General features: G+C 71.8%; 26 protein-coding genes. 9 read left to right on the forward strand and 17 right to left on the reverse strand.

Annotated features, from left to right (window positions below; genetic code table 11):
- Positions 1-168 precede the first annotated feature (168 nt).
- The 4 genes from AB0C27_RS01955 (at position 169) to AB0C27_RS01970 (ending at position 4068) form a co-directional block, all read left to right on the forward strand.
- Entirely contained in the window at positions 169-1545 is a 1377-nt protein-coding gene (locus AB0C27_RS01955; RefSeq protein ID WP_357836346.1) for an MFS transporter, read from the forward strand.
- Entirely contained in the window at positions 1542-1976 is a 435-nt protein-coding gene (locus AB0C27_RS01960; protein ID WP_357836349.1) for a GAF domain-containing protein, read from the forward strand. The genes AB0C27_RS01955 and AB0C27_RS01960 overlap by 4 nt, the downstream gene beginning before the upstream one ends.
- Positions 1973-3184: an amidohydrolase family protein gene (locus tag AB0C27_RS01965; protein WP_357836352.1), complete on the forward strand. Its 1212-nt coding sequence runs from the start codon at positions 1973-1975 to the stop codon at positions 3182-3184. Before AB0C27_RS01960 ends, AB0C27_RS01965 begins: the two co-directional genes overlap by 4 nt.
- Positions 3185-3276: 92 nt before the next feature.
- On the forward strand, positions 3277-4068 hold the full coding sequence (locus AB0C27_RS01970; RefSeq protein ID WP_357836355.1) for an alpha/beta hydrolase: 792 nt from the start codon (positions 3277-3279) through the stop codon (positions 4066-4068).
- A 72-nt stretch (positions 4069-4140) separates the two neighbouring features.
- Here AB0C27_RS01970 and AB0C27_RS01975 read toward each other — a convergent pair whose 3' ends face one another.
- The 4 genes from AB0C27_RS01975 to AB0C27_RS01990 all read right to left on the reverse strand — a co-directional run bounded on the left by AB0C27_RS01975 (position 4141) and on the right by AB0C27_RS01990 (position 9622).
- Positions 4141-5991 carry an endo-1,3-alpha-glucanase family glycosylhydrolase gene (locus AB0C27_RS01975; protein ID WP_357836358.1) on the reverse strand — a complete coding sequence of 617 codons (1851 nt, stop codon included), beginning with the start codon at positions 5989-5991 and terminating at the stop codon, positions 4141-4143.
- 366 nt (positions 5992-6357) lie between these two features.
- Positions 6358-7020 carry a GntR family transcriptional regulator gene (locus tag AB0C27_RS01980; RefSeq protein ID WP_357836360.1) on the reverse strand — a complete coding sequence of 221 codons (663 nt, stop codon included), beginning with the start codon at positions 7018-7020 and terminating at the stop codon, positions 6358-6360.
- Entirely contained in the window at positions 7017-8192 is a 1176-nt protein-coding gene (locus AB0C27_RS01985; RefSeq protein ID WP_357836363.1) for a CoA transferase, read from the reverse strand. Before AB0C27_RS01985 ends, AB0C27_RS01980 begins: the two co-directional genes overlap by 4 nt.
- Positions 8189-9622 (reverse strand): aldehyde dehydrogenase family protein, encoded by a 1434-nt coding sequence (locus AB0C27_RS01990; protein WP_357836366.1) that lies wholly within the window; start codon positions 9620-9622, stop codon positions 8189-8191. The genes AB0C27_RS01985 and AB0C27_RS01990 overlap by 4 nt, the downstream gene beginning before the upstream one ends.
- A 64-nt stretch (positions 9623-9686) precedes the next feature.
- Here AB0C27_RS01990 and AB0C27_RS01995 point away from each other — a divergent pair, with 64 nt between their 5' ends.
- A complete protein-coding gene (locus AB0C27_RS01995; RefSeq protein WP_357836370.1) occupies positions 9687-10850 on the forward strand; it encodes an acyl-CoA dehydrogenase family protein in 1164 nt (387 codons plus the stop codon).
- A gap of 29 nt (positions 10851-10879) precedes the next feature.
- Here AB0C27_RS01995 and AB0C27_RS02000 read toward each other — a convergent pair whose 3' ends face one another.
- The 9 genes from AB0C27_RS02000 to AB0C27_RS02040 are packed head-to-tail and all read right to left on the reverse strand — an operon-like array spanning position 10880 to position 20633.
- A complete protein-coding gene (locus AB0C27_RS02000) occupies positions 10880-11944 on the reverse strand; it encodes a C45 family peptidase (RefSeq protein WP_357836373.1) in 1065 nt (354 codons plus the stop codon).
- A complete protein-coding gene (locus AB0C27_RS02005; protein WP_357836376.1) occupies positions 11941-12537 on the reverse strand; it encodes an FMN-binding negative transcriptional regulator in 597 nt (198 codons plus the stop codon). Before AB0C27_RS02005 ends, AB0C27_RS02000 begins: the two co-directional genes overlap by 4 nt.
- Before the next feature lie 5 nt (positions 12538-12542).
- Entirely contained in the window at positions 12543-13553 is a 1011-nt protein-coding gene (locus tag AB0C27_RS02010; protein WP_357836378.1) for a P1 family peptidase, read from the reverse strand.
- A complete protein-coding gene (locus AB0C27_RS02015; RefSeq protein ID WP_357836380.1) occupies positions 13550-14287 on the reverse strand; it encodes a dipeptide/oligopeptide/nickel ABC transporter ATP-binding protein in 738 nt (245 codons plus the stop codon). Before AB0C27_RS02015 ends, AB0C27_RS02010 begins: the two co-directional genes overlap by 4 nt.
- Positions 14284-15303 (reverse strand): ABC transporter ATP-binding protein, encoded by a 1020-nt coding sequence (locus AB0C27_RS02020; protein ID WP_357836383.1) that lies wholly within the window; start codon positions 15301-15303, stop codon positions 14284-14286. Before AB0C27_RS02020 ends, AB0C27_RS02015 begins: the two co-directional genes overlap by 4 nt.
- On the reverse strand, positions 15300-16118 hold the full coding sequence (locus tag AB0C27_RS02025; RefSeq protein WP_357836385.1) for an ABC transporter permease: 819 nt from the start codon (positions 16116-16118) through the stop codon (positions 15300-15302). Before AB0C27_RS02025 ends, AB0C27_RS02020 begins: the two co-directional genes overlap by 4 nt.
- Positions 16115-17083 (reverse strand): ABC transporter permease, encoded by a 969-nt coding sequence (locus tag AB0C27_RS02030; RefSeq protein WP_357836388.1) that lies wholly within the window; start codon positions 17081-17083, stop codon positions 16115-16117. The genes AB0C27_RS02025 and AB0C27_RS02030 overlap by 4 nt, the downstream gene beginning before the upstream one ends.
- A 2-nt stretch (positions 17084-17085) precedes the next feature.
- Positions 17086-18708, reverse strand: coding sequence for an ABC transporter substrate-binding protein (locus tag AB0C27_RS02035; RefSeq protein ID WP_357836391.1), 1623 nt, complete (start codon positions 18706-18708; stop codon positions 17086-17088).
- 14 nt (positions 18709-18722) lie between these two features.
- Positions 18723-20633, reverse strand: a complete 1911-nt coding sequence (locus AB0C27_RS02040; protein WP_357836394.1) for a primary-amine oxidase — start codon at positions 20631-20633, stop codon at positions 18723-18725.
- A gap of 156 nt (positions 20634-20789) precedes the next feature.
- Here AB0C27_RS02040 and AB0C27_RS02045 point away from each other — a divergent pair, with 156 nt between their 5' ends.
- The 3 genes from AB0C27_RS02045 (at position 20790) to AB0C27_RS02055 (ending at position 22351) form a co-directional block, all read left to right on the forward strand.
- Entirely contained in the window at positions 20790-21770 is a 981-nt protein-coding gene (locus tag AB0C27_RS02045; protein WP_357836396.1) for a LacI family DNA-binding transcriptional regulator, read from the forward strand.
- Between the two features lie 108 nt (positions 21771-21878).
- Positions 21879-22028: a hypothetical protein gene (locus AB0C27_RS02050; RefSeq protein ID WP_357836399.1), complete on the forward strand. Its 150-nt coding sequence runs from the start codon at positions 21879-21881 to the stop codon at positions 22026-22028.
- Positions 22025-22351, forward strand: a complete 327-nt coding sequence (locus AB0C27_RS02055) for a hypothetical protein (protein WP_357836402.1) — start codon at positions 22025-22027, stop codon at positions 22349-22351. The genes AB0C27_RS02050 and AB0C27_RS02055 overlap by 4 nt, the downstream gene beginning before the upstream one ends.
- 39 nt (positions 22352-22390) lie before the next feature.
- Here AB0C27_RS02055 and AB0C27_RS02060 read toward each other — a convergent pair whose 3' ends face one another.
- Entirely contained in the window at positions 22391-23056 is a 666-nt protein-coding gene (locus tag AB0C27_RS02060; protein ID WP_357836405.1) for a lytic polysaccharide monooxygenase, read from the reverse strand.
- A gap of 391 nt (positions 23057-23447) precedes the next feature.
- Here AB0C27_RS02060 and AB0C27_RS02065 point away from each other — a divergent pair, with 391 nt between their 5' ends.
- Complete coding sequence (locus AB0C27_RS02065) at positions 23448-23882, forward strand: Uma2 family endonuclease (RefSeq protein WP_357837983.1); 435 nt, start codon at positions 23448-23450, stop codon at positions 23880-23882.
- 57 nt (positions 23883-23939) lie between these two features.
- Here the strand turns inward: AB0C27_RS02065 and AB0C27_RS02070 are convergent, their stop codons facing one another.
- From AB0C27_RS02070 to AB0C27_RS02080, 3 genes are read right to left on the reverse strand one after another with little or no spacing between them, the layout of a single operon-like run.
- Positions 23940-24611, reverse strand: coding sequence for a response regulator (locus tag AB0C27_RS02070; RefSeq protein ID WP_357836408.1), 672 nt, complete (start codon positions 24609-24611; stop codon positions 23940-23942).
- Entirely contained in the window at positions 24608-25726 is a 1119-nt protein-coding gene (locus tag AB0C27_RS02075; RefSeq protein ID WP_357836411.1) for a hypothetical protein, read from the reverse strand. The genes AB0C27_RS02070 and AB0C27_RS02075 overlap by 4 nt, the downstream gene beginning before the upstream one ends.
- Positions 25723-26877: a hypothetical protein gene (locus AB0C27_RS02080; protein ID WP_357836414.1), complete on the reverse strand. Its 1155-nt coding sequence runs from the start codon at positions 26875-26877 to the stop codon at positions 25723-25725. Before AB0C27_RS02080 ends, AB0C27_RS02075 begins: the two co-directional genes overlap by 4 nt.
- Between the last annotated feature and the right edge of the window lie 7 nt (positions 26878-26884).

The raw sequence follows: 26884 nt of genomic DNA on the forward strand, positions 1-26884 counted from the left end.
CCTTCCTCCAGGGCCCGGATCCGAGCGTGAGCGCGTCCCCTGGCCCGGAACATGCTACGCGGTGGCAATAATCCAAACTTGCAAAGACCATTGCAATTTTAGCTATTCGCACTATATGTTGCTTCGAATTCGACCTACAGGGCCAGGACCTGGGGAAAGGTGTGTCAGATGACCTTGTTGGCCCGGCTGGACCGGCTCCCCCTGAGCCGTCCGCACTATCTCCTCCTCCTGATCGGCGGCCTCGGCTACACCTTCGACGGCATGGACTCCGCCGTCGTCGCCTTCCTGCTGCCGAGCGCCCAGGAGGCATGGGACCTGTCCAACGGCCAGCTCGGCTTCATCGGGTCGGCGACGCCGTTCGGGTTCCTGTTCGGCGCGACCGTGGCGGGCCTGCTCGGCGACCGCATCGGCCGCAAGAAGGTGATGATGTACGCGCTCGCCTTCTACGCCGTCTTCTCCGTCGTCGCCGCGTTCGCCCCCAACTACGAGATCTTCCTCGGCTCCCGCGTGCTGGCCGGAGCCGGCGCCGGGGCGGAGAGCGCGATCATCGCGCCGTTCCTGTCGGAGTTCGTGCCCGCCAACCGGCGCGGCTGGTTCATCGGCGCGCTGGCCGGCTTCTTCTCGTTCGGGTTCGTGATGGCGGCGCTGATCGGGCGGTTCGTGGTGCCGACGTTCGACGACGGCTGGCGGATCGCGCAGGTGATCACCGCGCTGCCGATCGTCATGCTGCTGTGGTGGCGCCGCTCGCTGCCGGAATCGCCCCGCTTCCTGCTCCAGCAGGGCCGTACGGACGAGGCCGAGGCGGTGGTGGCCGACCTGGAGCGCCGCGTCGAACAGGCCACCGGCGCGCCGCTGCCACCGGTGCCCGAGAGCGCCGTCGCACCCGTGACGCACACGCCGAAGGTGAACCTGCTCAACGCGCTGAAGTTCCTGTGGAGCCCGGCCATGGCCAGACGCACGGCGGTGATCTGGCTGGTGTGGTTCGTGATCACGTTCTCGTACTACGGGTTCTTCTCCTGGATCCCCACCCTCCTCGTGCAGCGCGGCATCACCGTCACCAAGAGCTTCGAGTTCTCGATCATCATCTATCTGGCGCAGATCCCCGGCTACTTCTCCGCCGCCTGGCTCTCCGAGCGGCTGGACCGCAAGAACACGATCGCGATCTACCTCGGCGGCTCGGCGGTCAGCGCGTTCTGGCTGTCGCAGATGGACTCGCCCGTCGCCATCACGGTCGCGGGCGCGGTGCTGTCGTTCTTCCTGAACGGCACGTACGCCGGCGTCTACTCCTACACCCCCGAGGTCTTCCCCACCTGGATCCGGGCGACCGGCTCCGGCCTGTCGAGCGCGTTCGGGCGGGTCGGCAGCATCCTGGCACCGACGATCATCGGACTGTCGGCCGCCAGCCTCGGCTTCGCCGGCGTGTTCGGGCTGACCACGGCCGTGCTGGTGGCCGGGGTGGTGTGCGTGGTCGTGTTCGGCCTGGCCACGGCCGGGCGTTCACTGGAAGAGCTGACGGAGTCCACCGCCGAGGAGGCGACGAAGTGATCGACGACCTGAACGAGCTTGAGCAGACGGTGCGCAGGGAGGTGGGCGTGCGGCTGTTCACCGTGCTGGCCTGGGTGCCGGAGCGGCGGGCGCTGCGCCGCGTGCACAGCAGTCACCCCGTGGAGTACCCGGTGGGCGGCGAGAAGACCGTCGAGGTCGCCCAGGGCTGGCTGGCCACCTGCATCGAGCGGCGTGAGCCGTACTTCGGCCGTGACCGCGCCGCCGTACGGGAGATCTTCGCCGACCACGAGCTGATCGAGAGCCTGGGCTGCGGTTCGATCGTCAACGTGCCCGTGATCGGGACGGACGGCGAGGTGCTCGGCGTGCTCAACATCCTCGACGCCGAGGGCAGCTACGACGACGACTCCGTGGCCGCCGCCCAGGCCATCGCCGCGAAGGCCGCTCCCGCGCTGTCCGGAGGTGCCGCATGAGCCTGCTGCTGCGTAACGCGCTGCTGCTCGACATCACGACCGGCGAGTACGCCGAGGGCGACCTGCGCTGCGCGGACGGCCGCGTCGCCGAGACGGGACGCGGGCTGCGCGCCCCCGACGGCACGCGGGTGATCGACCTCGCGGGCGCCCACGTCGTGCCCGGCCTGATCGACGCGCACGTGCACGTCACCGCCTCGACCGCGAACCTGGGCCTGCTCGGCTCCATGTCGCCCTCGTACGTGGCCGCCCACAGCGCCCGCATCATGGCCGGCATGCTCGATCGCGGTTTCACCACGGTCCGCGACTGCTCGGGCGCCGACTTCGGGCTCGCCGACGCCCAGGCGGAGGGCCTGATCCGGGGCCCGCGACTGCTGTTCTGCGGCAAGGGGCTGAGCCAGACCGGCGGCCACGCCGACCTTCGCGGCAGGGGCGAGCACCTGACCGACGACCACCCGTGCTGCGCGGGCGTCGGGCGGATCGCCGACGGGGTGGACGCGGTGCGCGTCGCCGCCCGTGACGAGCTGCGCAAGGGCGCGGACCACATCAAGGTGATGGCCTCCGGCGGCGTCGCCTCGCCGACCGACCGGGTCGACTCGACCCAGTACTCGATGGACGAGCTGCGCGCCGCCGTCGAGGAGGCCGAGGCCGCCAACCGGTACGTCGCCGCCCACGCCTACACCGCCCGCGCCGTCAACCGGGCCCTCGAAGCCGGGGTGCGCTCCATCGAGCACGGCAACCTCATCGACGACTCCAGCGTCGAGCTGTTCCGGCGACACGAGGCTTACCTGGTGCCGACCTTGGTGACGTACTGGGCGCTCAAGCAGGAAGGGCGCGAGTTCGGGCTGTCCGAGAGCAGCTGGCGCAAGGTGGACGACGTGCTGGAGGCGGGCCTGGTCGCGCTGGAGCGGGCGGCGCGCGGGGGTGTGCGGCTGGCGTACGGGACGGACCTGCTCGGCGGCATGCACCGGCACCAGAGCCACGAGTTCCGGCTGCGGGCCGAGGTGCAGCGGCCGATCGACGTGCTGCGCTCGGCCACGACCGGCGCTGCGGAGCTGGCCGGGCGGGCGGGCGAGCTCGGCACGCTGGCCGTGGGGGCGCACGCCGACCTGCTCGTGCTCGACGGGGATCCGCTGGCGGACATCGGCGTCCTCGCCGACCCGGCCAAGCACCTGCGCCACGTCGTCCAGGCAGGCGCCGTCGTCTCCTAGGTCGTGATCGCCGTCGGACGTGTCCTTCCGTGGGTGATCGTCGTCGGACTCGTCTCGGGCGGGTTCCTGGCGGTGTGCGTACCGTGGTTGTCGTGACTACGCTGACGCGCACCGCCCTGGTGGTCGTAGTCGTGCTGCTCCTGCTGCTCGGCCTGCTGTGGGTGTTCCAGCGGCGGCTCATCTACCTGCCCGACCGGGGCCCGGTGCCGCCGGCCGCCGAGGTGATTCCGGGGGCGCGCGACGTCTCGTTCACCACCCGTGACGGGCTGCGGCTCGCCGCCTGGCACGTGCCCGGTGACCGCGACGTGACCGTGCTGGTCACCGGCGGCAACGCGGGCAACCGGCTGCACCGCGCGCCCCTGGCCAGGGCGCTGGCCGCGTACGGGCTGCCGGTCCTGCTGATGGACTACCGCGGCTACGGCGGCAACCCGGGCAGCCCGACGGAGGAGGGCCTGTTCCTCGACGCCCTGGCCGCGCGCGACCTCGTCCGTACCTCGCGGGTGATCTACTTCGGCGAGAGCCTGGGCGCGGCGGTCGCGACCAGGCTCGCGCTGGAGCGGCCGCCGGACGGGCTGGTGCTGCGCTCGCCGTTCACCGACCTGGCCGCCGCCGGCCAGGCCAACTACCCGTTCCTCCCGGTACGCGCCCTGCTGCGCGACCACTTCCCCGTCGCACGCGACATCGGCCGGGTACGCGCCCCCGTCGTCGTCGTGTACGGCACCCGCGACACGATCGTCCCCCCGAGCCTGAGCCGGGCGGTCGCCGAGGCGGCGGACGCGACGACGACCGTGGAGGTGGCGGGGGCCGGGCACAACGACCTGGTCATGCTGGACGGCCCCGGCCTCGTCAACGCGGTGACCGACCTGGCCGAACGCGTCCGGTGAGCGCCGTGCGCACGGGCGGCCCGGTCGGGGACGTCCACGCGGCAGCGAGGTCAGGCAAGCTCCGTGGCCGGGTCAGCCGGAGCAGGCGGTGCCGCCGCCCGCGTGGTGGATCATGTCCTGATACGTGACGCTCGCCCTGATGGGCGTCGAGCTGCGCAGCGTCTGGACGGTGTCGCCGCCTCGCCGCAGTTCGAAGACCGGCGTCGTCCCCGGCACCATCGGCACCTTGAACGACACGACCCCGGCCGCGCGCACCCGCTTGCTCCGCACGTCGGAGCCCTGCGTGATCACCAGCTTGCCCGGCCCCTTCACGAACGCCAGCAGCTCCACCTGGTCCACCGGCCCCGGACCGGCCGGGATGGTGAACTTGCCGGCGGTCTGCTTGCTCGTGTCGTAAGGGGCGCCGGCCTTGTGACCGCGGTGGAAGTAGTACAGCGCGTCCCGCACGATCCGCGGCGCCTCGCCGGTCTTGAACCAGGTCGTGTAGTAGGCGTTGACGTCGGCGAGCGCGTGGCCGCGCGCTTTCGAGGGCGCCTGGTGCGACGCGCCGTAGTCGTTCCAGGTGACGAGCTGCACCCAGTCGGCGTCACCCTTGATCGCCGCCCGCCACGAGCCGCGCAGCGTGCTGCTGTTGCGCGCCTCCCAGTAGTGCAGTTCCTTGGCCCTGGTGTCCTCGAACCCGATCGGCGCCATGTACGTCAGCTTGCGCTTGTGCGCGGCCTTGGCCGCCTTGACGAAGCTCCCGGTCACCCCGGGACGGTTGGCGCCCCAGGAGGAGTGGCCGTAGACGTACTTGTCCCACTCGGTCCTGCCGCGGCCGTCCCAGTAGCCGAAGATCGACATCAGCGACGTCTTCATGCCCCTGGCGGCCAGCGCCGCCCGGGCGGCCCGCCACCAGGAGGGCGGCTGGCGCTCGATCGTGTACGGCGCGAGCAGCACGCTCCCGTCGGGCAGCGTGAACAGCGACGGGTGGCCCTTGACCAGCAGAATGTCGGTGACCATTTTGGCGTACGGGGCTCCGGCGGCGGCCGGGAAGCCGGGGCTGAGCACGATCTTGAACTGCGGGTCCACGGCCTGGGCTGCGTCGAGGAGCTGGGGCAGCTGGTTCCAGCGCTGGTCGCTGGAGGTGTGATGCTGGTAGATGAACCCGTCGAGCCCCTGCGCGATGGCCTGGCGCACCTCGCGCTCGAAGTCGAGCCGCCGCCAGCCGGCCTCGGGCCGTACGGGCCTGGTCAGCGGCCGGTCCCGCAGGTAGCCGCCCCTGTTCTGGTAGAGGCCGCTGGAGCCGGCCGGGTCGAGCCAGGAGGCGTACTGGTCCTTCGCCGGGTCCTTGTTGTCGACCGAGACGGGGAAGGGCGGGAAGTAGAACGCGAACGCCTTCTTGGCCGAGGCGCGCAACGCGGCGGCCGAGGGCTTGTCGAAGGGCAGCGTGGCGCAGGGCGTGGCGCCCGTGGTGTAGGTGATCGTGAGCTTGGGGCCGCGGTCGCCGGGCCGGCGCGAGGAGTACAGCACCGTGGGCGTGGCGTCCGGCTGCGTGAAGGCGAAGGAGTAGGCGCCGTCGCGGGTGATCGCCGGGGAAACGTCGAGGCGGACCGGCCGGCCGGCGGTGAAGCCGGTGTGTTTCGCGAGCACCTTCCCGAGCTTGGGACGGGTCTTCCACGTGGTCGCGGCCTCGGTCCAGGAGCCGGACACCTCGCGCGCCGACAGCGTGGTCGCGGCGGTCCTGGTCGGGGTCAGCTCAAGGGTGGCGGTGAGGTTCCCGGCGCCGGCCGGGATGCCGGAGACCTTGAACCTGGCGAGCGCGACCCGCCGGCCGCCGGCGGAAGATGCGCAGGTGGCGCCGCAGACGGACATCCACGTCGCGGCGCCGAAGCTCTTGGCCGGCTCCGCCTGGCTGACGAACACGTCGTCAAGGGCGGGCACGACCACTTTCGTGGGCGTTCCTGAGAACGCCGGAGACGTTCCTGACAAGGCCGGGGAAGCCGTGGCCTGTCCCGCGACGGACGCGGGAGGAGGGGACGCGGCTTCGCGCACGGCCGCGGATAACGGCGCCGTCGCACCGGTCGTGCCGACGGACACGACCAGCGTGAGCAGCGAGATGATGCCCACCCGTCGAGCCTGGGGGAACATTGCCCTCCTAGTAGGGGTCCAATTTGAAGATCATCACAAGCTACTGCGGCGGAGCCGACAAAACGAGTGACTTTTCGAAATGAGATGAGTCAGACACCCGGGAGTGACGCCGGCCCCAGGTGACGGCCCCGGGTGGTGGCACGGGGCGGCGAAGGGGACTCAAACGTTCAGGTACGGCTCCAGCTCGGCCACCGCGTGGTCGCGGTGCACGTTGAGCGTCGTCACGGCCTCGTCGGCGGACCCTCGGCGCAGGGCGTCGAGGGTGGCGCGGTGCTCCTTGACCACCCGTTCCCTGTTGCCGGCGTCGCCGTAGTACATCGACCGGTAGGCGTCGGTCGTGTCCCAGAGCGTGCGGATCATCCGGGCCAGGCGCGGCATGCCCGCACAGTCGAACAGGGTCATGTGGAAGACCCGGTTGGCGGTGGCCATGGCGAGCACGTCATCCGCCGCGGCGGCCCGCTCGACCTCGTCCTGCGCCGCCGCCAGCCGGCCCAGGTCGGCCTCGGTGAGGCGGGCCACGGCCCGGCGCACGGCCTCCTCCTCCAGCAGCTGCCTGATGCGGTAGACCTCGCGCAGGTCGTCGAGGGAGAGCGTCTCGACGAAGTAGCCTCGGTGCGCCTCGTAGGTGACCAGCCCCTCGCCCTGCAGCGTCTTGAGCGCCTCACGCAGCGGGACGCGGCTGACCTGGAACTCCTCGGCCAGCGCGTCCTGCCTGATGGGGGCGCCGGGCCGCAGCCGGCCGGTGGTGATGGCGCGGCGCAGCTCGGCCAGCACGAACTGCTGGGCCGTGGGCGGCCTGCGTCGTGCCTCGTCCGGACTCACGGCCCCAATATCTCACGAACCCACGCGTCGTCCTGCCCGAGCGCGGGCGGCGGAAGGCGGTAGGAGGGCGGGGTGGCGCTCATGCGCAGCGGATTGGCGACCTGGCCGACGCCGCCGAGCTCGACGGCGGGCTCCAGGCCCAGATCCTCGGCGAGGGCGAACGCGGCGGCCAGGTCGTTGATCGGGCCGCACGGCACTCCTGCGGCGGTCAGCCGCTCGAACCACTCGTCGGCCGTCCGCCCCGCCAGGGCCGCGTTCAGTGCGGGCACGAGCATCTCCCTGGCGGCCACCCGGGCGGCGTTGGTGGCGTAAAGGGGGTCTTCTGCCAGGTCGTCCCGGTCGAGGACGGCGCACAGGGCGCGGTACTGGCGGTCGTTCCCCGCCGCGATCACGATCGGGCGGTCGGCGGCCTGGAACACCTCGTACGGGACGATGCTCGGATGCCGGTTCCCCATCGCGCGCGGCACGACGCCGGCGGCGGCATAGGCGGAGGAGTGGTTGGTGAGCGCCGACAGGAGCGACGACAACAACGACACCTCGACCCGCTGCCCGACCCCGCCGCCAGGCGCGCCGTCGGGGACGCCCGGCCCGCCGACGCGGCCTCCCTGGCCGGTGGTGTCGCGGTGGTGGAGGGCGGCCAGGATGCCGAGGGCGGCGTGCAGGCCGGTGATCACGTCCACCAGCGCCACCCCCGCCTTGGTTCCGGGGCCGCCTGGCTCGCCCGTGACGCTCATCAGCCCGCCGACCGCCTGCGCGATCAGGTCGTATCCGGGCAGACCGGCCCCTGTCCCCGACCCGAATCCGGTGATCGAGCAGTAGACCAGGCCCGGATTGAGCTCCCGCAGCGTGTCGTAGCCGAGCCCGAGCCGTTCCATCGTCCCCGGCCTGAAGTTCTCCACCAGCACGTCGGCCCGCGCCGCCAGGGCCCGCGCGACCTCGGCGTCCGCGCGCAGGTCCAGGGCGATCGAGCGCTTGTTGCGGTTGACGCCGAGGAAGTACGTCGCCTCCCCCTCCGCGTACGGCGGCCCCCACGCCCGCGTGTCGTCCCCGGCGCCGGGCCGCTCGACCTTGACCACCTCGGCCCCCAGGTCGGCCAGGAGCATGGTGGCGTAAGGCCCGGCCAGCACCCGGCTGAAGTCGGCCACGAGCAGCCCCGACAGCGCCCCGCTCACGCCGGCGCCCCCAGGTAGACGGTGACCGACCTGGTGTAGAACTCCCTGGCCGCCCGCCCCTGCTCCTTGGGCCCGAACCCGCTCTGCCTGGCCCCGCCGAACGGCACGTGCGGGAACGTCCCCGCCGACTCGGAGTTGACGTGCAGCACGCCCACCTCCAGCCGGTCGACCGCGCGCAGCGCCGCTCCGAGGTCCCTGGTGAAGATGGCCGCGGACAGGCCGTGGTCGCTGAGGTTCGCCAGCCCGAGCGCCTCCTCCGCGCTCCCCGCCCGTACGGCGCCCACCACGGGCCCGAACAGCTCGGTCCGCCAGAAGTCCACCCCGGTCCCCGGCAGGTCCAGCAGGGTCGGCGGCGCGAACCAGCCGTCGCGCTCCAGCGGCGCGGCGCCCGCCAGCGGCTTGGCCCCCTCCCCCACGGCCCGCGCGACCCCGGCCGTGACGCGCTCGCGGGCGGCCGAGCTGACCAGGGGTCCCATCTCGACGCCGCTGTCCAGCGGGTCGCCGACGACGAGCCGCGCGGCCCGGTCCGCGACCCGTTCCAGCAGCTCGTCCGCCACCTGGTCGGCCACGATCAGCCGGGAGGTGGCCGTGCACTTCTGCCCGGTCGAGCGGAAGGCGCCGAGGCAGACCTGCTCGGCGGCGTGGTCGAGGTCGGCGTCGGCGAGCACGATGGAGGCGTTCTTGCCGCCCATCTCGGTCTGCACCGGTTTGCCCAGTTCGCCGCAGCGGGCGATGACGGCCCGGCCGACGCCGGTGGAGCCGGTGAACGACACCGCGTCCACACCTGGATCGTCGACGATGGCCGAGCCGGCATCGGCCTCGCCGTACACGAGGTTGAGCACGCCGTCGGGCAGCCCGGCGGAGGTCAGCGCCCAGGCCAGCCGGTAGGCGAGCAGCGGCACCAGCGAGGACGGCTTCCACACCACGGCGTTCCCGTACGTGAGCGCGGGCGCGATCTTCCAGGCCGGGATGGCGATCGGGAAGTTGAACGGCGTGATCAGCCCCGCGACGCCGACCGGCCGGCGGACGACGAGCACGTTCTCGCCGGGGCGCGGTGAGGCGTAGACCTCGCCGCTCTCCCTGTCGGCCTCGCCGGCGTAGTACCGCATGATCCTGGCCGCGCCCTGGACCTCGGCGACGGCCTCCGGCAGCGTCTTGCCCTCCTCGCGGGCCAGCTCGGCGCCCCATTCGTCGGCGTGCCGCGCGACGACGTCGGCGGCGGCGGTGAGCACGGCGGCGCGGGCGTGGTGCGGGGTCGCCGCCCAGCCGGGCGCGGCCGCGCGGGCCGCCGCGACGGCCCGCGCCACCTCGGGCACGGACGCGAACCGCCCGCGCGCCACGACCTCGGCGGGCCGTGCGGGGTTGGTGTCGGCGAACTCCTCGCCCGCGCCCTCGACCCAGCGGCCACCGATGAGATTCAGAACGTCCATGGTCAACGCACCCTAACTGTGCCATATTGGATTTTCAATATTGGATCCAAAATACGGAGCGGGAATGATCGCACCCACCACCCTCTTCGCCCTCGACACCCTGCTGACCGAGGAGGAACGCGAGATCAGGAACACGGTCAGGCTCGTGTGCGACCGGGAGATCCGCCCGCACGTCGCCGGCTGGTTCGAGGCCGGGGAGCTGCCCGCGCGGGAGCTGGCCCGCACGCTCGGCTCGCTCGGCGTGCTCGGCATGCACCTCGACGGCTACGGCTGCGCCGGCATGGGCGCGGTCTCGTACGGGCTGGCCTGCCTGGAGCTGGAGGCGGCCGACTCCGGCCTGCGCAGCCTGGTGTCGGTGCAGGGCTCGCTGGCGATGTACGCGATCTGGAAGTACGGCAGCGAGGAGCAGAAGCAGGAGTGGCTGCCCGCGATGGCGGCCGGCGAGCGCATCGGCTGCTTCGGCCTGACCGAGCCCGACTTCGGCTCCGACCCCGGCGGCATGCGGACCACGGCCAAGCGCGAGGGCGGCGACTGGGTGCTGAACGGCACCAAGCTGTGGATCACCAACGGCTCGGTGTCGGACGTGGCCGTGGTCTGGGCCCGCACCGACGAGGGTGTCAGGGGCTTCCTGGTCCCGGCGGGCACCCCGGGTTTCACCGTCAACGACGTCAAGCACAAGATCTCGCTGCGCGCGAGCGTCACCAGCGAGCTGGTGCTGGACGGGGTGCGCCTGCCCGGCGAGGCGATGCTGCCCGGCGCCAGGGGTCTGTCCGGGCCGCTCGGCTGCCTGAACGAGGCCAGGTTCGGGATCGTGTTCGGGGCGATGGGGGCGGCGCTGGACTGCCTGGAGACCACCCTCGCCTACACCGCGCAGCGGGAGGTGTTCGCCAGGCCGCTGTCGTCGTACCAGCTGACCCAGGAGAAGCTCGCGGACATGGCGCTGGAGCTGGGCAAGGGCCTGCTGCTCGCCGTGCACCTGGGCCGGCTGAAGGAGGCCGGCACGCTCACCCCCGAGCAGGTGAGCCTGGGCAAGCTGAACAACGTGCGCGAGGCCCTGGAGATCGCCAGGAAGTGCCGCACGCTGCTCGGAGCGAGCGGCATCACCCTCGAATACCCCGTGATCAGGCACTCGGTGAACCTGGAGTCCGTGCTGACCTACGAGGGCACCTCGGAGATCCACTCCCTGGTCATCGGCAAGGCGCTCACGGGCATCGCAGCGTTCAAATAGGGGTTCGAATAGGGGTTCAAGTAGAACTCTCAGAAGGTCTGCCAGGTCGCCTCGGTGACCTGGCACGGCCCGCCCTGGTGCACCCGCAGCCGCCCGGCGGGCAGGTCGAGGCCGATCGTGGCGAGCGTCTCCCAGCGCTGGTTGAGCGGCTGGGTCAGGTCGGGATGGGCGCAGACCGGCGCGTCGTCGGGCGCGTGGGCGAGCATGGCCAGCGCCCGCGCGTTGAGGTCGGCGTCGCTGAGCGCCTCGACGTGGTCGTGCAGGTGGCGCAGGCGGTCGTAGGTGCCGGGCCGCTCGCTGGCGTGCCGCTCCCCCGCCGCCAGGTCCGCGTCCAGGAAGTGGTTGCAGTGCTGCAGGACCCCGTCGGGCCCCGGCGGGATGACGGCCACCCCGGCCGGTGAGATCTCGATCGAGGCGGCGTCGCCGTCCGTCACGGCCGTGATGACGCTGGAGGCGGAGACCGGGGCCGAGCGGGCGATGTCCGCGGCCTCCTCGACCGTGGCCGCCTCGTCGAGGATGCGGCGGGCGATCAGGTGGACGGGCACGCCGGTCTCGGCGGTGTCGGTGACGTGGCGCAGGATGTTGAAGTGCACGCCGAGGCCCGCCGTGTTGACGCCGATCTTGGCCAGCACCCCTGCCTCGGTGAACGTGCGCACGACGTGGCCAGGCCGCGGCTCCAGCTCCCACAACATCGGCGCGTCACGCAGGTGGTCGTGCCAGTCCCAGGTCTGCACCGTGCGCGGCGGGCCCTGCTTCGGCAGCACCACGGAGGTCGAGCACTCGCCGTGGCCGACCGCGTCGATGCCGGCCAGGATCTCGGTGCGGGCGTTGACCACGGCCACCTGCCACGGGTCCAGCCCGGCGCCGGCCGCGATCCCGGCCATCTCCTCCGCCAGCGACGGCGCCCAGGCGGCGCTGCGGTCGAGCGCCCGTTCGCCCCACGCGCGCACCTGCGCGGGCCTGGCGCCGGCGACCGCGAACAGCTCGGTGTAGCCGGTGAGGTTGGCGACGATGCGCTTGCGCAGGTGAGTGCCCAGTTCTTTGCCGCGGGCCCTGGGATCGGTCTGGCTGGACGTAAAGCAGGGAAATGTCATGACCTGTCCATCAAATCGGCGAGCCGCGGGTTCGCCGCGGCGAAGGAGTCGCGGACGCGGGCGTACCGCTCGGCGTCGATGTCCTGGCTCAGCTTGAACATGCTCCGCACGGTACGCACGTGCACCCTGAAGGCCACTACCCCCGGCAGCAACACGCGGAACCTCTCCCTGGAGGCCGGGGTCGGCTCCCAGGACGGGCGGCGGGCCGACTCCACGGCCTCGACCGTGCGCTCCACCACCTCAAGGGCATCGTCGAGCAACTCCAGCCGGCCGGTCACGTGCACCGCCGCGTAGTCCCAGGTCGGGACGGCCGGGTCGGTGGCGTACACGGTGGGTGAGACATAGCCGTGCGGCCCCTGGAAGATCACCAGCACCTCCGGCGAGGACTCCCATGAGCGCCAGTGCGGGTTGGCGCGGGCCAGGTGCCCGAGCAGCGTGCCGCCCTCGACCCGGTCGCTCTCCAGGATCACCGGCACGTGCGTGGCCACCGGCACGCCGTCCGTCGCGCTCACGACCAGCGCGAACGGGTTCTCTTTGACCAGCAGGTCCACCTGCGCCGGATCCTGGGCCGCGTAACGGGGAAACGTGTGCATCGCGGTTACTCCGCCGCGCTCAGGATCGCGTCCCACGCCAGCTCGGAGGCCAGCGTGCCGAGACCGGTCGGCTTGACGCCGGTCAGCTCGACCTCGTCCGTCGTCATCGCGAACATCGTGTCGCCGTCCGTCAGTGTGTGAAACGGCTGGATGCCCCGGTGCATCGAGCTGTGCACCTGGCGGCCGACCTGGAGCAGCTCGATGTCCGTCAGCCGCACGTTGGTGATCATCACGGTCAGCGTGGTGTTGCCCATGACCGACGGCGCGCCGTCGCCGATCGCCTCGGCGTAGTCGGCGCTCGGGTGGCGGCGCTGCCCGAGGCCGGCGTGGTAGTTGCCGCGCACGACCCGGCCCTGCCGGTCGATCACCGCGCCCACCGAGTTGACCACGGTCGCCACCAGCACCTTCGCCTCGCCGAACGTGCCGAACGCGGCCCCCTGACCGGCGAACTCGGCCCGGCCGAAGTCCACCTTGCCCGCGCTCGCCGTCCGGCCCGCGCCGCACCGGCCCACCGGGAACTCGCCCTCGACCGCGTTGCGCAGCGCGGCCCGGCCCAGCTCGGCGTCCGGGTAGACGGCGGTGTCGCGGCAGGAGAAGTCGTAGATCACCGCCCCGGACACCAGTTGCAGCTCGTCCCACTTCGTGCGGTTGTCCCGGCGGGCGAGCAGTTCGTCGCTGACGCCCGCCGCCGCGGCCAGCCCGTACACCGAGCCGCCCGCCAGGCAGATCGCGTGGTTGAAGTCGTAGCCGCCGCTCATGCCGACCGCGCCGCCGCGCGCGTCCACGGCCGTGCGGGCGCCCGCGGGCAGGTGGACGACGGTGCAGCCGGTGGGGCCCTCGCCGTACTCGGCCGTGCCGACGTACACGCCGGGCAGGTCGAACGCGACCGAGGCGCGCCCGGGGCTGGGCTGCGGGGTCAGCGGCAGGTCCGCGTTACGCGGCCCGCCCGGGGCGAACGCGGACGGGGTCGCGAGCCGCGGGCCCGCGCTCCCCGCGTCGTTCATAGCGTCGGTCATAGGGCCTCCAGCAGTTGCTTCGAGTACTCGTGGGAAGGGGCGGAGTAGAAGGTGGCCGTCTCGGCGGTCTCCACGATCTCGCCCGCGCGCATGACCGCGATCCGGTCGGCGATGTAGCGGACCGCGCCCAGGTCGTGGGAGATGAACAGGGCGCTGAAGCCGTACTCGGACTGCAGGTCCTTGATCAGGTTGAGGATCTGCACCTGGACGGAGACGTCCAGCGCGCTGACGGCCTCGTCGAAGACGATGAAGCCCGGCCTGGTGACCAGCGCGCGGGCGATCGAGACGCGCTGGCGCTGGCCGCCGGAGAGCTCGTGCGGGTAGCGCCCGGCGAAAGCCGCCTCCAGGCCGACCTGCTCCAGCACCTCGGTCACCGCGGCCCCCGCCGGTCGGCCGAGCACCGCCAGTGGCTCGGCGACGCTCTGGCCGACGCGCATGCGCGGGTTGAGCGACCAGTGCGGGTGCTGGAGCACGGCCTGCATGCGTCCGGCCAGCTCGCGCCGCCGTTTGGGGAACGGGCGCCCGCCGAACCTGACCGTGCCGGCCGTGGGGCGCTGCAGGCCGAGCGCGACCCGGCTGGTGGTCGTCTTGCCCGAGCCCGACTCGCCGACCAGGCCCAGCGTCTCGCCCTCGGCGACCGACAGCGTGACGTGCCGCATCGCGTCGAGGTGGATGCGCCGGAACGGCGGGCCCGCGGCGAAGGTGACGGTGACGTCGTCCAGTTCGAGGATCACGCCTTCACCTCCGACACGGCGTCGTCCCGCGGCACAGCGCCGCCCGGTGACACTTCGCCGCCCTGCGGCACTGCGTCGACCGGCGACAGGCGGCCCTCCAGCTCGCCCGCCCGGTGGCACAGGACGTCCTGCTCGCGGACGCGGACCGGGACCGGACGTTCGTGCTCGCAGCGTTCCTCCGCGAACGCGCAGCGCGGCGCGAACGCGCAGCCGGCCGACGGGCCGTCGAGCATGGGCGGCCGGCCGGGCACCGGATGGAGACGGACGCCGTGCGGCGCGGCGGCGGGAGCCGAGCCCGCCAGCGCCGCCGTGTAGGGGTGGGCCGGGTCGCCCAGCACCTCGCGGGCGGGGCCGCTCTCGACGACGCGCCCGCCGTACATGACCGCGACCCGGTCGCAGCGGCGGGCCACGGCGGGCAGGTCGTGGCTGAGCCACAGGATGCTCGTGCCCGCCTCGGCGGCCAGCGAGAACACCACGTTCGACACCTCCTCGCGCACCTGGCTGTCCAGGGCGGCGGTCGGCTCGTCGGCGACGAGCAACTCGGGCGAGGTGGCCATGGCCATCGCGATGGCCACCCGCTGCGCCATGCCGCCGGAGAGCTGGTGCGGGTAGGCGCGCGGCACGCGCGGGTCGTCGAGCCTGACCCGCGCCAGGTGGAAGCCCACGTCGCCGCCGCGCCCGAGCACCAGCCGCAGCTGGGCGCCGACGCGCATGGTGGGGTCGAGCGAGGCGATCGGATCCTGGAAGACGAACCCGAGGTGCTTCCTGCGCAGGTGACGCAGCCGGGCGGCGGGCAGCTCGAACACCGGCTCCCCGGCGACCAGCACCTCCCCGTCCGTCCGCCGCGCCGTCGTGGGCAGCAGCCGGCCGACGGCGGAGCCGAGCGTGGACTTGCCCGAGCCGCTCTCGCCGACCAGCCCGAGGCTCTCCCCCGGCTCCAGGGTGAGATCGGCGCCGTCGAGCGCCCGGGTGCGCGGATAGTCGATCACCAGATTCCGTACCGAGAGCAGGCTCATGTCAAGGTCCTCGTCTCCCTGGGTTCGAGCCGGTCGCGCAGCCCGTCGCCGACCACGTTGATCGCCAGGATCGCCGCCACCAGCACGACCCCAGGACCGAGGATCAGCCACGGCGCGGCGATCATGTACGTGCCGCCCTGCTGGATGAGCACCCCGAGCGAGGCCTGCGGCGGCTGCACTCCGAAGCCGAGGAAGCTCAGCCCGCCCTCGACCGCGATGCCGACCGACAGCGCGTACGTGCCCTGCACGGCGATCGTGCCGGCCACGTTCGGCAGCACGTGCCGGACGAGCACGCGCGGCAGCCGGGCGCCGCTGATGACGGCGGAGGTGACGTAGTCGCGCTGCGAGACGGCCACGGCGGCGGCCCGCACCAGCCGGGTCATCAGCGGGATCGTCACCAGCACGATGCTGGCCAGCGCCGCCGTCTGGCCGGGGCCGAGCACGGCGGCGACCAGGATGGCCAGCACGATGGCCGGGAAGGAGTAGAGCACTTCCACCAGGCGCATCACCAGCTCGTTCAGGTAACCGCCACGGTATCCGGCGACGATGCCGAACGTCGCGCTCAACGCGGCCGTGACCAGCACCGCGACGGACGACAGCAGCAGCGTCGTGCCCACGCCCTCCATGACGCGCGGCAGCAGCGAACGGCCCAGGTTGTCGGTGCCCAGCCACCAGCCGGGACCCGGGGGCTGCAGCCGTGGGCCGACGATCGCGTCCGGATCGCCGCCGATCCCCACCGGGGAGCCCAACGCGAACACCACCAGGACCAGCAGCGTGACCAGCCCGCCGATCGACAGCCGGTCCAGTCTCCTCACGAGCGCCTCCCCGCCATGACGCCGAGCCGGGGGTCGAGCACCCCGACCAGCAGGTCGATCAGCACGTTCATCACGATGAACACCCCGGCCGCCAGCAGCACGCCCGCCTGCACCACCGCGTAGTCGCGGCGGCCGACGGCCTGCACGATGTAGGAGCCGACGCCGGGCAGGTTGAACACGTGCTCGACGATCAGCGCGCCGCCCAGCAGGTACGCGATCGTGGTGCCGACCAGCGTGACCACGGGGGTGGCGGCGTTGCGCAGGATGTGGTGCCTGACGATGAACCACGGCGACTCCCCACGCCCGACGGCGGCCGTCACGTACGGCTCGACCAGCACGTTCATGACGGCGTCGCGGGTGGTCCTGGCGGTCACCGAGATGGAGAAGATCGACAGGACGGCCGCGGGCAGGATCATCGTGGCCAGGTTCGCCGCCGGGTCCTGGGTGAACGGCACCCAGGAGCCGACCTTGAAGCCGAGCGCGTACCGGGAGAAGACGAACACCACCAGGCTGCCCAGCACGAACTCGGGCACGCTGACGCCCAGCCCGCTGAGCAGCCGCCCGGCCGTGCCGCCGCCCTCGGGGCGGGCGCGCACGGCGGTCAGCACGCCCAGCGGCACCCCGGCCAGCACGCTCGCCAGCACGGCCAGCACCGTCAGCTCGGCGGTGACCGGCAGCCGGGCCAGCAGCTCCGCGCCCACCGGCTGGCGGCTGATCATGGACACGCCGAAGTCGCCGCCGGAGACGGCCGCGAGCCAGTGCCCGTACTGCATGAAGACCGCCTGGTCGAGCCCGTAGCGGGCGGCCAGCTCGGCCTTCTGCTCGGCGGTGGCGAACGGCCCGAGCACGGTCTCCGCGAAGCCGCCAGGCATCAGCCGCACGGCGGCGAAGATGAGGACCGAGACGCCCAGGAGCGTGGCGGCCGAGCTGAGCGCCCGGCCGGACCACCACATCAGCAGCCGCATGGCTACTGGGTCTTCTTCACGCGGGCGTCGGCGACCAGGCGCAGCACGTTGCCGTAGCCCTCGGTGGCGTACAGGCTCGGGCTGAGCGCGTCGGTCCTGAACGCGACCGTGGCCGGGCGGGTGACCAGCGGGATCATCTGCGCGTCCGCGTCCGCCTTGGCGCACACGGCGGCCAGCGCCTTGTCCCTGGACGGGCCGGCCGGCTCCTTGCCCGCCGCGTCGATGAGGGTGTTCAGCTCCTTGTCCGGCTTCATGAAGCCGACGTTGAAGCCGGCCGTCTCCGGGTTCCACCACTTGGTGACCATGCCGGGGTCGGCGTATCCGGCGAACCACGACAGGGCGGCGTCGAAGTCGGCGGGCGCCTTGCCGTACACCTTGCCCGACCAGCTCGCCTCGTCCATCTGCTCGATCTTGACGGTGATGCCGGCCTGCTGGAGGTTCTGCTGGATCACCTGCGCGACGGCCGGGGCCGGCTCGGTGGAGAAGATGGTGAGCGTGAACGACAGGTCCTGCGCGCCGGCCTCGGCCAGCAGCGCCTTGGCGTCGTCCACGCTCTTGGCCGCCGACGGCAGCGCGGCCGGGTCGCAGGCGCCGGGCAGGCCCGCCGGGGTGATCGCGGTCGGCTTGCCCTGGCCGCCCAGCGCCACGTCCGCGATCTGCTGATTGTCCAGCGCGATGGCGATGGCCTGGCGCACCTTCGGGTCGGCCAGCTTCGAGCCCGGCTTCAGGCTGTTGAGCATCAGGTAGTAGAAGTCGGTGGTGGCCTGCGTCTTGACCTGCACGTTCCGGGCCCCCGTCAGCATCGTGGACGAGTCCACGTTGCCCAGAGTGGCCAGGGCGGCGCTGCCGTTCTGCAGCGCGGCGATGCGCGCGGCCTCCTCGGGGGCGATCGTGATGTTGAGCGCGTCGGCGGCCGGCTTGCCCTTGTTCCAGTATTCGTCGTTGCGCTTGAACGTCCACGACACGTCCTGGCGGTGGTTCTCGACCACGTACGGGCCGGTGCCGAGCAGCGTGGTGGCCGGATCGACCGACTTGTCGTCGATCTCCTTCATCGGCAGCACCGCCGCGGGCACGTTGGCCAGCGCCGCCAGGAACGGCGTGTACGGCTCGCTCAGCGTCACCTTCACCTTGGCGTCACCGTCCGCGGCCACCGACTTGACCGGGCCGAGCTGGCCGCGCCACACCGACTTGGAGGCCAGCAGCCGCTTGAGGCTGCCCACCACGTCGCCGGCCGTCATCTCCCTGCCGTTGGAGAAGCGGACGCCCTTACGCAGGTGGAAGACGTACTCGGTGGGGCTCGGCGTCTCCCACTTCTCGGCCAGCAGCGGCTGCACGGAGAAGTCGGGGCCCACCGTGACCAGCGTCTCGTAGGACAGCGACAGCAGCTGCCAGGTGGTGGCGACGTCGGCGAGCTGCGGGTCGTACCCGGTGGCGGCGCCGCTGTCGATGTGGACCTGGAGGTTGAGCGTCCCTCCCGAGGGGAGCGACTGGTCGGCGAGGGCGAGGTAGCCGGGAGCGGCGCTCTCCTGCGCCGCGGCCGTCGGGCTGGTGGTCGTTCCGGTGGCGGCGCAGGCCGAAGCCAGCAGGGCGGCCGCGACACCGCAGGCCAGGCGTAGGTTACGCATGGGCCTCTTCTCCTCTAGTGACAGGAACGTTCGGCGGCGCTCGGCGGAACGTCGAGCGTGGGGTTGCGGTCGAAGAACCCGACCGGCTTGAGGACGAACCCGCACGTGTCGACCGGCATGATCGGCCAGTCCTCGGTGCGGGGGAAATGCGTCAGGCCGAACGTGTGCCACAGCACGATGTCCTGCCCGTCGATGTCGCGGTCGGCCCTGGTGTAGGCGGGCAGGCCCGCGCCGCCGGGATGCTGGTTCACCAGGTCTCCGGCGGGATAGCGCTCTGCGGGGTGGTAACGGGTGACCCACAGATGTCTGGTGGCGAACTCGGCCCTGCTGTGGATGCTCGACCCCGGCGTGGCCAGCAGCGTCGGCTTCCCCTCGGGGTGCAGGGCGTAGCCGACGGGGCGGCCCAGGCGGTTGCGTACGTCCGGGTTGACGACGTGCCAGGTGCGCTCCGCCTTCAGATCGGCGTCGCGGACGGCCTCGCGTTCGGTGCGCAGGCGGGTGACCGCGCGGCGGACGGCGCTCCCGTACGGGTTGTCCGGACCGGCCGGAGGGATGTCCACCTCGACCTCGTCCACGGCGTTGGCCACGCCGTCCACCGTCATGTCCAGCCGAGCGCCGAACAGGTGCTGGTGGTAGGGCGCCGCCAGTCCCGGCGCCACCTCCGACGCGTACGGGGCGGCCCGCTCGTCGTAGGCGCCGGTGAAGACGATGCCGGTGGCCTTGACCTCCAGCTCGATGGTGCCGTCGAGGTAGAGGTACCAGTAGAAGCCGTAGTCGTAGTTGCCCACCGTCACGAAGAACGAGATCACCAGGCGGCGCTGCCTGCGCGTCTCCCTGGAGCCGTTGGCCGGGTCGGTGTGCTTCCACAGCACGCCGTAGTCCTCCTCGTGCATGCAGATCGCGTTCGTGATCACCTTGGGCACGCCGGCGCCGTCCGTGACGACGGCGTCGAAGTAGGTGATCTCGCCGAGGCAGTCGCAGCCGAGTTCGAGGGAGTTGGCCAGCTTGCCGAGCTGGTATTCGCCGGTGTCGAAGTAGTTCTGCCAGAAGCGGATCGGGCTCGGGTCGCCGTACGGGACCACCATCTCGGCCACCGAGGCCCGGTAGACGATCGGGCGGATCCGGCCGCCGTCCTCGAACCCGATCTGGTGCAGCGTCAGGCCCTCGCGCATGTCGTAGCCGAGGCGCAGGCTCCACTTCTCCCAGGTCACCAGCGGGCCGTCCACCGTGAAGCTGGGGCCGTCCGGCTGGGTGATGTGGATGGGCTTCTGCGTGGTGCGGAAGGGGCCGTGGCCGTAGTCGCCCGACTCCTGCGGGATCGGCTGGGGGCCGGTGTCCACGATCTCCAGGACCTCGCCCTTGACCAGGTCCACGTACGCGACCAGGCCGTCCACCGGGTGGGCCCACGGAAGGCTCTCGGGCGTGGGCATGACGTGCGCCAGCACCCTGGCCACCCGCCGGCCCTCCTCCTTGGCCAGCCCGAAGTGTCCCGCGCTGAGCGCGGCCAGGTAGACGCCCTGGGGGTCGTCGATCCCGCGCCTGGCCAGTGCCTCGGCCCAGCCCGCGTCCGCGCGCAGCACCCGCCGGACCAGCGCGTGCTCCTCGTCCAGCATCGGCACCTGGCCGTCGATCGCGGGGTCGATCGGCTCGCGGGACTCCACCCTGCCCGCGCCGATCGAGACGATCACGTCCTGCGCCGCCTCGGTGGCCAGGTCCAGCAGGAACGCGCGGGCCCTGCGTTCGACGGGGGCGCCCGGCCGGTAGGCCAGCACCTCGCTTTTCCGCGGCTCCTCCAGCCCCAGGTAAGCCACCCGAACCGTCTCCGTGAGCAGCCCTTCGGCCATCAGGATGCGTCTGACCTCGTCGATCTCCTGCGCGGCGAGCGGGTCGAGAGGATGGGGGTGCTTCCCGGTGGACAGGTGCAACGTTCCGCCCCTTTCTGCTGCCGGAACGTTCCGGCAAGTTTCGCGCTAACTTAATTGCGCGGGTCGCGCGACACAACCCCTGAGCCCCAGGCGAAACAGATCCTTAACGCAAGCCGGGGCGGATGTGGAGGACTGATGCACCAGTACCATCAGGGCGTGCAAGCAGACGAGCCGGTCACGATCCTCACCGTCGCCAGGGAAGCGGGCGTCTCCAAGACGACGGCCTCCGACGCCCTGCGCGGCTCGGGCCGGGTCTCGGAGCGCACCCGCGAGACGGTCGCGCGGGTCGCCGAACGGCTCGGCTACGTACCCAACGGCTCGGCCCGCCACCTGCGCAAGGCCAGCACGGGCACGATCGGCCTGCACGTGCCCGAGGTGCTGACCCGCTCCTCCTACTACATGTCGTTCGTGTTCGGCGTGGTCGAGCAGGCGGCACGGCACGACTACGACGTCACCCTGATCACCTCCGGCCAGCGCCGCGCCCGCCCGCCGCGCGTGGACGGCCTGGTGCTCGGCGACCCGCTCGGGGGCGACCCGGTGGTGGAGAGCCTGATGGCGACCGGCCTGCCGACCGTCTCCTGCGAACGCTTCCCCGGGGCGCGGCAGGCGGACGGGGTGGTCTGGTCGGAGCACGCCCCGATGCTGCACCGCCTGCTCGACCACCTCGGCTCGGCCGGCTCCACGCGTCCCGCGCTCATCGTGGCCGGCGACGAGAGCGACTGGGCGGCCAGCCTGCACCGGGGCTACCTGGAGTGGTGCGCCGCGAAGGGGGTCACGCCCCGGGTGCGGCGGGTCTCGTTCGACGCGACCGGCGAGGAGATCCGCGCCGCCGCCCGCACCCTGCTCACGCCGGGACCCGGGGCGGTGGACGCGCTGGTGTGCGCCCCCGCCGGAGCGGCCACCGAGGTCGCACCCATGGTGCGGGAGGCGGGGGCGCTCCTCGCGTCCTGCGTCGACAGCGCCGCCACCCGGATGGCCGACCCCCCGATCACCTCGATCGACCTACGCCCCCGCGAGGCCGGAGCGAGCTGCGCCGAGCTGCTGTTCGAACTCCTGTCAGGAGCCGCCGAGCCGGGAACGGAACGCGTACACCCCATAGAACTCGAACTCCGCGCCTCCACCCGCCCGCGCCACTAGGGAGCGCGCACGCGAAGGAACGCGGGCGTGGCGCTCGAACCGGGCTCGGTACAGGCTTCCTCCACCGAAGTGACAGACGGAGCGCATCGGCCCGACTACAGTCCGGCTATGACCGAGCACGGTGACGACGAAGAGACGTCTCCGGCCTGCGGAACCTGTCTGGACGCCCAAGGGGAGTGGTTGGAGCTGAACGGCAAGAAGAACGAGCAGCGCACGTGGGCGCTGTGCACGACGCGCCGCGGGACCGGCCGGGCGTGACCGATCCCATCACCTGCCCGGAATGCGAAGGCAGCCGCGGGGAGCGGCTGGGACCGCTGTTCCTCGCCTGCCGGTTCTGCGCCGGCCTGGGCATCGTCGGCGCCGCCAACGAGCCCGCGGAGCGCCGCGCCAAATCGCTACTCCGTCGACTGCCGGTGGCCCTCCACTGGGTGTGGTTTGACCCCTACGTCGCGTCCGTACTGCGCTGCCGCATGTGCATGGGGGCGCGCACGGTGGTGCATCTCGACGAAGAGGCGGGCACCCTGATCACGGTGCCGTGCCTGTGCACCGGCACACCGCGTTGCGGACCGGGCTGCATGTGACGCCGGACGCGGCTGGGCCGCGTCCGGCGGGTCGCTTCTTCAGCTGAACGTGACGTCGCTGCAGAAGTAGTACGTCTGGTCCATGTGGGAGGCCTTCCAGATCGTGTAGACGATGTGGCGGCCGGTGCGGGAGCCCTTGTTGAGGTTGTCGATCAGGTAGACGTTGGCGGGTGCGTACCGGGGCGTCTCCCTGATCAGTTCGAGGTGGTTCCAGCCGAGCCGGGTGGTCGTGGCGTCGTAGCCCTGGCGGGTGATGTAGACCTTGATGTAGTCGGCGCCGTGGTACGCCTGGTCGGTCAGGCGGACGCTGAACGTGCTGCCGAGCGGCGTCGTCTTCCACGCGCCGGGCGTGTCCATGGAGCGGTAGCGCCCGTCCTGGGTCTGGCCGGCGCTGCAGAGCTGGCCGTTGGGGACGGCGGCCTCGTGGTTGCCGCCGACGTTGTCGCGGTAGAGCCCGTTCCAGTTCCACATGGCGTTCGTGTTGTCCTGCCAGGCCTGCCAGCACATGGGGTCCTGCTGCTGCATGGCGGGGTTCTGGAAGTCGCTGCCCCAGCGCAGCCAGCAGCCGTAGTTGCGGGAGGCGGGGTCGGTGGTCGAGCCGTGCGCCGAGGCGGTGCCGCTCAGGGGCATGACGCAGAGCATGGTCAGGGTGGTCAGCAGGATCAGGGCGCGCTTCGCCCAGCGTCGTGGTGCTCGTCGGGGCATTGTGCGGTCTCCGTGTTCCGGTCGGGGTCCGGGGGTGGGGAGCACTCCGGTGCGCGACGGTATCTGACGGCGGGGGTGCGGCCAAGTGATGGGGTTCGGTCAAATGGGGATGGTGTACGGCGCTGGAGTGGGTGAGCAGCGGAAAGGGCTTTCCGGAGTTATGTCAGAGACTTGAAACTTTCAACTCCGCTGGATTACTCCGCTTCTATGGGTAATTGCGGCGAACCTTAAAGTGAGGGAATAGGGGGAAGTAGCATGTGAGCGAGGGCGAGACTCCCGATACTGAGCGGGTGACCACATTGGCGGCGATCGAACCGGGCAGGCCGCAGCCGTTCCTGCCCACCGGGCGATCCTTCACGGTCGACGATCTGCTCGAATTTCCCGCAGCCCCCTGCACCAGCGGGTCGTCTGCCGTCTGCTCGGCATTCTCGACGACGCCCTGCCGGACGAGCTGGAGCCGTTGCCGGCGGTGAACGTGCGCGTGTCCGGCAGTGACTTCTCCATTCCCGATCTCGTCGTCGTGCCCACGGCGATGACGGAGAAGGTGGAGCTCATGTTCGCGCCCGCGCACCTGCTGCTCGTCGTGGAAGTCAGCAGCCCGAGCACCGCAAAACAGGACGAAAGCCTCAAAGCGGTCGCATACGCCCAGGCGGGTATCCCCTCCTACTGGCGGGTCGAGCCGGACGAAGGGCCCGCGCTCTACGTCTACGAGCTGAACGGTGACCGCTACGATCCGCCGGTCGTGCACAAGGCCGGTGTCGTGGCGAGGATGGCGGTGCCTGTCGTGGTCGGGTTCGATCCCGCTGTGCTCTGCGCGAGGCGTTGACCTGGACCCCGGCACTGCCGGCCCCCTCCTGCCGGGAGTGCCCGAGGTCCAGGGGCTTCACTGGTCGCCGGGTGGGCCCTTGGCGGCCAGGGAGGTGTAGACGGTCACCTCGTCGGGGCTCACCAGGCCGTCCTGGATGGCGCAGATGAGCAGTTTCTCCTTGGTGGGCGCGGGCCTACCGGCCGCCGCGTATTTGACCCGCGCCCGGTCGATGTACTGCCGGACCGTCCGCTCCTTGATCCCCATGCGCGCCGCCACCGACGCCTTGGACATGGACTGGAACCAGTACAGCAGCGCCGCCCGCTCCTTGTCGGACAGCTGGGGCCGGTGCGGGCCCTCGTCGGTCGCGATGGCCTGGGCCATCGGCGGGGTGACGGAGGGCCGGTCCGCGGCCACCTCCAGGATGGTCTCCAGGCAGGAGTCCCGGGTCGCGCGGCCCTTGCCGATGAAGGCCGACGCGCCGGCGTCCAGCACCTTGCGGACGATCTCCGGCTCCTCGTGCTCGGAGAAGACGATCACCCGCTGACCGCCCGCGCACAACTCGCCGACCCGGTCGATGACCATGGTGCCGTTGAGGTTGAGGTCGAGCAGCAGCACGTCGGCGGCGGCGCCGCGGACGGACTCGATGGTCGGCCCCTGCGCGACCAGTTCGATCGGGCCCGGCGGGCCGAACCATGACCGTACGCCGTCCACGACGACCTGGTGATCTTCCACCAGGGCGACCGTCACGGGCCCTCCCAGATGCTGTTGACCCATATCTCGCCTCCCTGCCGCTGGTAGCTGACGACGACGCCGCTGGCCTCACGTACGGGGGTCGAGCTGATGGGCAGATCCTCGTTGTCGGCCACGACCGCCACGCTCACCATCGTGGACATCGCGGAAACCGTTACCCTGGCCCGCGATCTGGCTCCGTCGAGGGCCCTGACGGGGGCTCTGAGGAGGTCCTCGCGCACGCCGTTCGGCAGGGCCGGCAGGTGCTCGCCGAAGGGTGGCGCGGTGACGAGGACCTGCCGCCGTTCGGCCGCGTCGATGCGTTCGCGCAGCACGGCGACGAGCTCGTCGGGTACGTCCTCCCGCTCGGTGATGAGCCGGCGCAGCCGCATGGCCCCCGCGGTGCAGTCCTCGCGTACGCGCGGATCGCCCGGGTCGGCGCCGTCGGCGAACTGGGTGAGCAGGGATTCGGCCACGTCGCGGATGGCCTCGTAGCGGCGCAACCGGTCGGTGTGGATGCGCTGGGCGGACTCGCGCCAGGCGTCGTCGGCGGCCAGCTTGCGGGCCAGCAGCACGGTGTCCTCGGCGCGGGCGCGCAGCATGTGGCAGCCCGCCATGTAGCCGAGCTGCATGGTGACGCCCCCGGCGATGACGACGAGGTATTTGGCGATGGAGACGCGGTCGAGCGAGCCGGACACGGCCATCGCGGCCAGCATGATGCCGGCGTTGGCGGCCAGGAAGGCGACGATCTCGGTCCGCCAGCGCGGCCGGTTCCAGGTGAGCATGACGCCGATCCAGCCGATGGAGCCGAACCCCCAGTCGCTGATGCCGAGCAGCTCGTCCGGGCGGGAGGCGACGATGACGGCGACGTCCACGGCCAGGGTGGCGAGGGCGAGTTCGAGGATCCGGTCGGGGCCGCGGGAGGTGCGGGAGAGGGCGAGCGCGCCGACGGCGAAGACCAGGGAGTAGACGATCCAGGCGGCGAGCGCCAGCAGCGGCCAGCGGAAGGAGCTCCAGCCGGTGATGGTCACGGTGAGGTCGTAGCCGAGGTGCCAGACCCCGGCGATGACGACGGCGCCGAGCGCGGTGTAGCGGGCGTAGCGCTGGGCGATCTGCTCGATCTCCTCGGTCATGGCCGCCACCAGAGGCTCACCCGGGTGCCCCGGTCGCCGGAGGAGATCTGGGCGCCGCCGTTCGGCAGGGAGCGCATGGTGTCGAGGATGGAGCCGCGCACGCCGAACCGGTCGGGTGGCAGGCGGTGCTGGTCGAAGCCCCGGCCGGCGTCGGCGATCTCGACGAGGATCTCCCCGTCGCGCCGTCCCGAGCTCAGGTCGGCCTCCCGTACGCCGGCGTGCAGGGCGACGTTGGCCAGCGCCTCGGTGACGGCGCGGGCGAAGCGCTCGGCCACGTCGCCGGGCACGGTCTCGGGGGTCAGGCGGCGGTGCACGTCCAGGCCGGTGACGCGGCCGGCCACCTCGTCGAGCAGCGCGTCCAGGGCGATGGGGGCGGAGACGGCGGCCGGCTGGTCGCGGAGCCGGTCGAGGGCGGCCAGGTCGGTGGCCACCTGGGCGCGCAGGGTCGGGGAGGGCGCGTCGTAGGTGCCCAGGCCGACCATGGTCAGCGTGTGCAGGAAGGTCTCGTGGATGCTGCCGACCTGGCGCAGTTCGTCCTCGCGGCGCAGTCGTTCCACCATGAGGGAGATCTCGGCGCGGGCGCTCTCGCGCAGGAACGTGTCGGCCGAGGCGGCCGAGCGGCGCAGCAGCGTCATGAGCAGCACGATCGCCAGCAGCTGGACGAGGTGGATGCCGAGGGTGGTGTGCACGTCGCCGGTGGGGGTGGCCAGCCGCACGCCGACGGCGAACGCCGCGGCCACGGCGAACCCGACGGGCAGGGCCGTGCGCGGCCTCCAGGCGGCTCCGGCCATGACGACGGTCATCGTGACCAGCCCCGCCACCCAGCTGGACCCCGTGAGCAGCGCCTCAGGCGCCACGAGGTGGAGTTGTGCCAGGCACAGCACGACGGTGATGGCCACATCACCGGCCACCAGCCATCGGGGCAGTGGCCGCTCGCGCAGGAACACGCGGGCGAACAGCGCCGTCCAGGTGAAGTGGACCACGAGCATGGGCGTGAGCCAGCGGAAGTCGACCGGCGGGACGGCCCCGAACAGCGCCGCCACGACGGCCACCGAGCCCACCGCGCTCCGTGCGCCGGCCGCCGTCCGCGCGACGGCCTGGTCCAATTGCCTGCTGGCCGAGTCGTATCTCGTGGAGCCGGTATGAACCATGAGCCGT

The sequence above is a fragment of the Nonomuraea sp. NPDC048882 genome (assembly GCF_040649755.1).
In the GTDB taxonomy this organism is placed as follows: domain Bacteria; phylum Actinomycetota; class Actinomycetes; order Streptosporangiales; family Streptosporangiaceae; genus Nonomuraea; species Nonomuraea maheshkhaliensis.

What these genes read in the sequence shown, in the direction of transcription:
- AB0C27_RS01955 (WP_357836346.1), top strand. Translation starts at nt 169, where the DNA reads ATGACCTTGTTGGCCCGGCTGGACCGGCTCCCCCTGAGCCGTCCGCAC.
- AB0C27_RS01965 (WP_357836352.1), top strand. Translation starts at nt 1,973, where the DNA reads ATGAGCCTGCTGCTGCGTAACGCGCTGCTGCTCGACATCACGACCGGC.
- AB0C27_RS01990 (WP_357836366.1), bottom strand. Translation starts at nt 9,622, where the DNA reads ATGGACGTTCTGAATCTCATCGGTGGCCGCTGGGTCGAGGGCGCGGGC.
- AB0C27_RS01995 (WP_357836370.1), top strand. Translation starts at nt 9,687, where the DNA reads ATGATCGCACCCACCACCCTCTTCGCCCTCGACACCCTGCTGACCGAG.
- AB0C27_RS02000 (WP_357836373.1), bottom strand. Translation starts at nt 11,944, where the DNA reads ATGACATTTCCCTGCTTTACGTCCAGCCAGACCGATCCCAGGGCCCGC.
- AB0C27_RS02005 (WP_357836376.1), bottom strand. Translation starts at nt 12,537, where the DNA reads ATGCACACGTTTCCCCGTTACGCGGCCCAGGATCCGGCGCAGGTGGAC.
- AB0C27_RS02010 (WP_357836378.1), bottom strand. Translation starts at nt 13,553, where the DNA reads ATGACCGACGCTATGAACGACGCGGGGAGCGCGGGCCCGCGGCTCGCG.
- AB0C27_RS02020 (WP_357836383.1), bottom strand. Translation starts at nt 15,303, where the DNA reads ATGAGCCTGCTCTCGGTACGGAATCTGGTGATCGACTATCCGCGCACC.
- AB0C27_RS02030 (WP_357836388.1), bottom strand. Translation starts at nt 17,083, where the DNA reads ATGCGGCTGCTGATGTGGTGGTCCGGCCGGGCGCTCAGCTCGGCCGCC.
- AB0C27_RS02035 (WP_357836391.1), bottom strand. Translation starts at nt 18,708, where the DNA reads ATGCGTAACCTACGCCTGGCCTGCGGTGTCGCGGCCGCCCTGCTGGCT.
- AB0C27_RS02050 (WP_357836399.1), top strand. Translation starts at nt 21,879, where the DNA reads ATGACCGAGCACGGTGACGACGAAGAGACGTCTCCGGCCTGCGGAACC.
- AB0C27_RS02060 (WP_357836405.1), bottom strand. Translation starts at nt 23,056, where the DNA reads ATGCCCCGACGAGCACCACGACGCTGGGCGAAGCGCGCCCTGATCCTG.
- AB0C27_RS02075 (WP_357836411.1), bottom strand. Translation starts at nt 25,726, where the DNA reads ATGACCGAGGAGATCGAGCAGATCGCCCAGCGCTACGCCCGCTACACC.
- AB0C27_RS02080 (WP_357836414.1), bottom strand. Translation starts at nt 26,877, where the DNA reads ATGGTTCATACCGGCTCCACGAGATACGACTCGGCCAGCAGGCAATTG.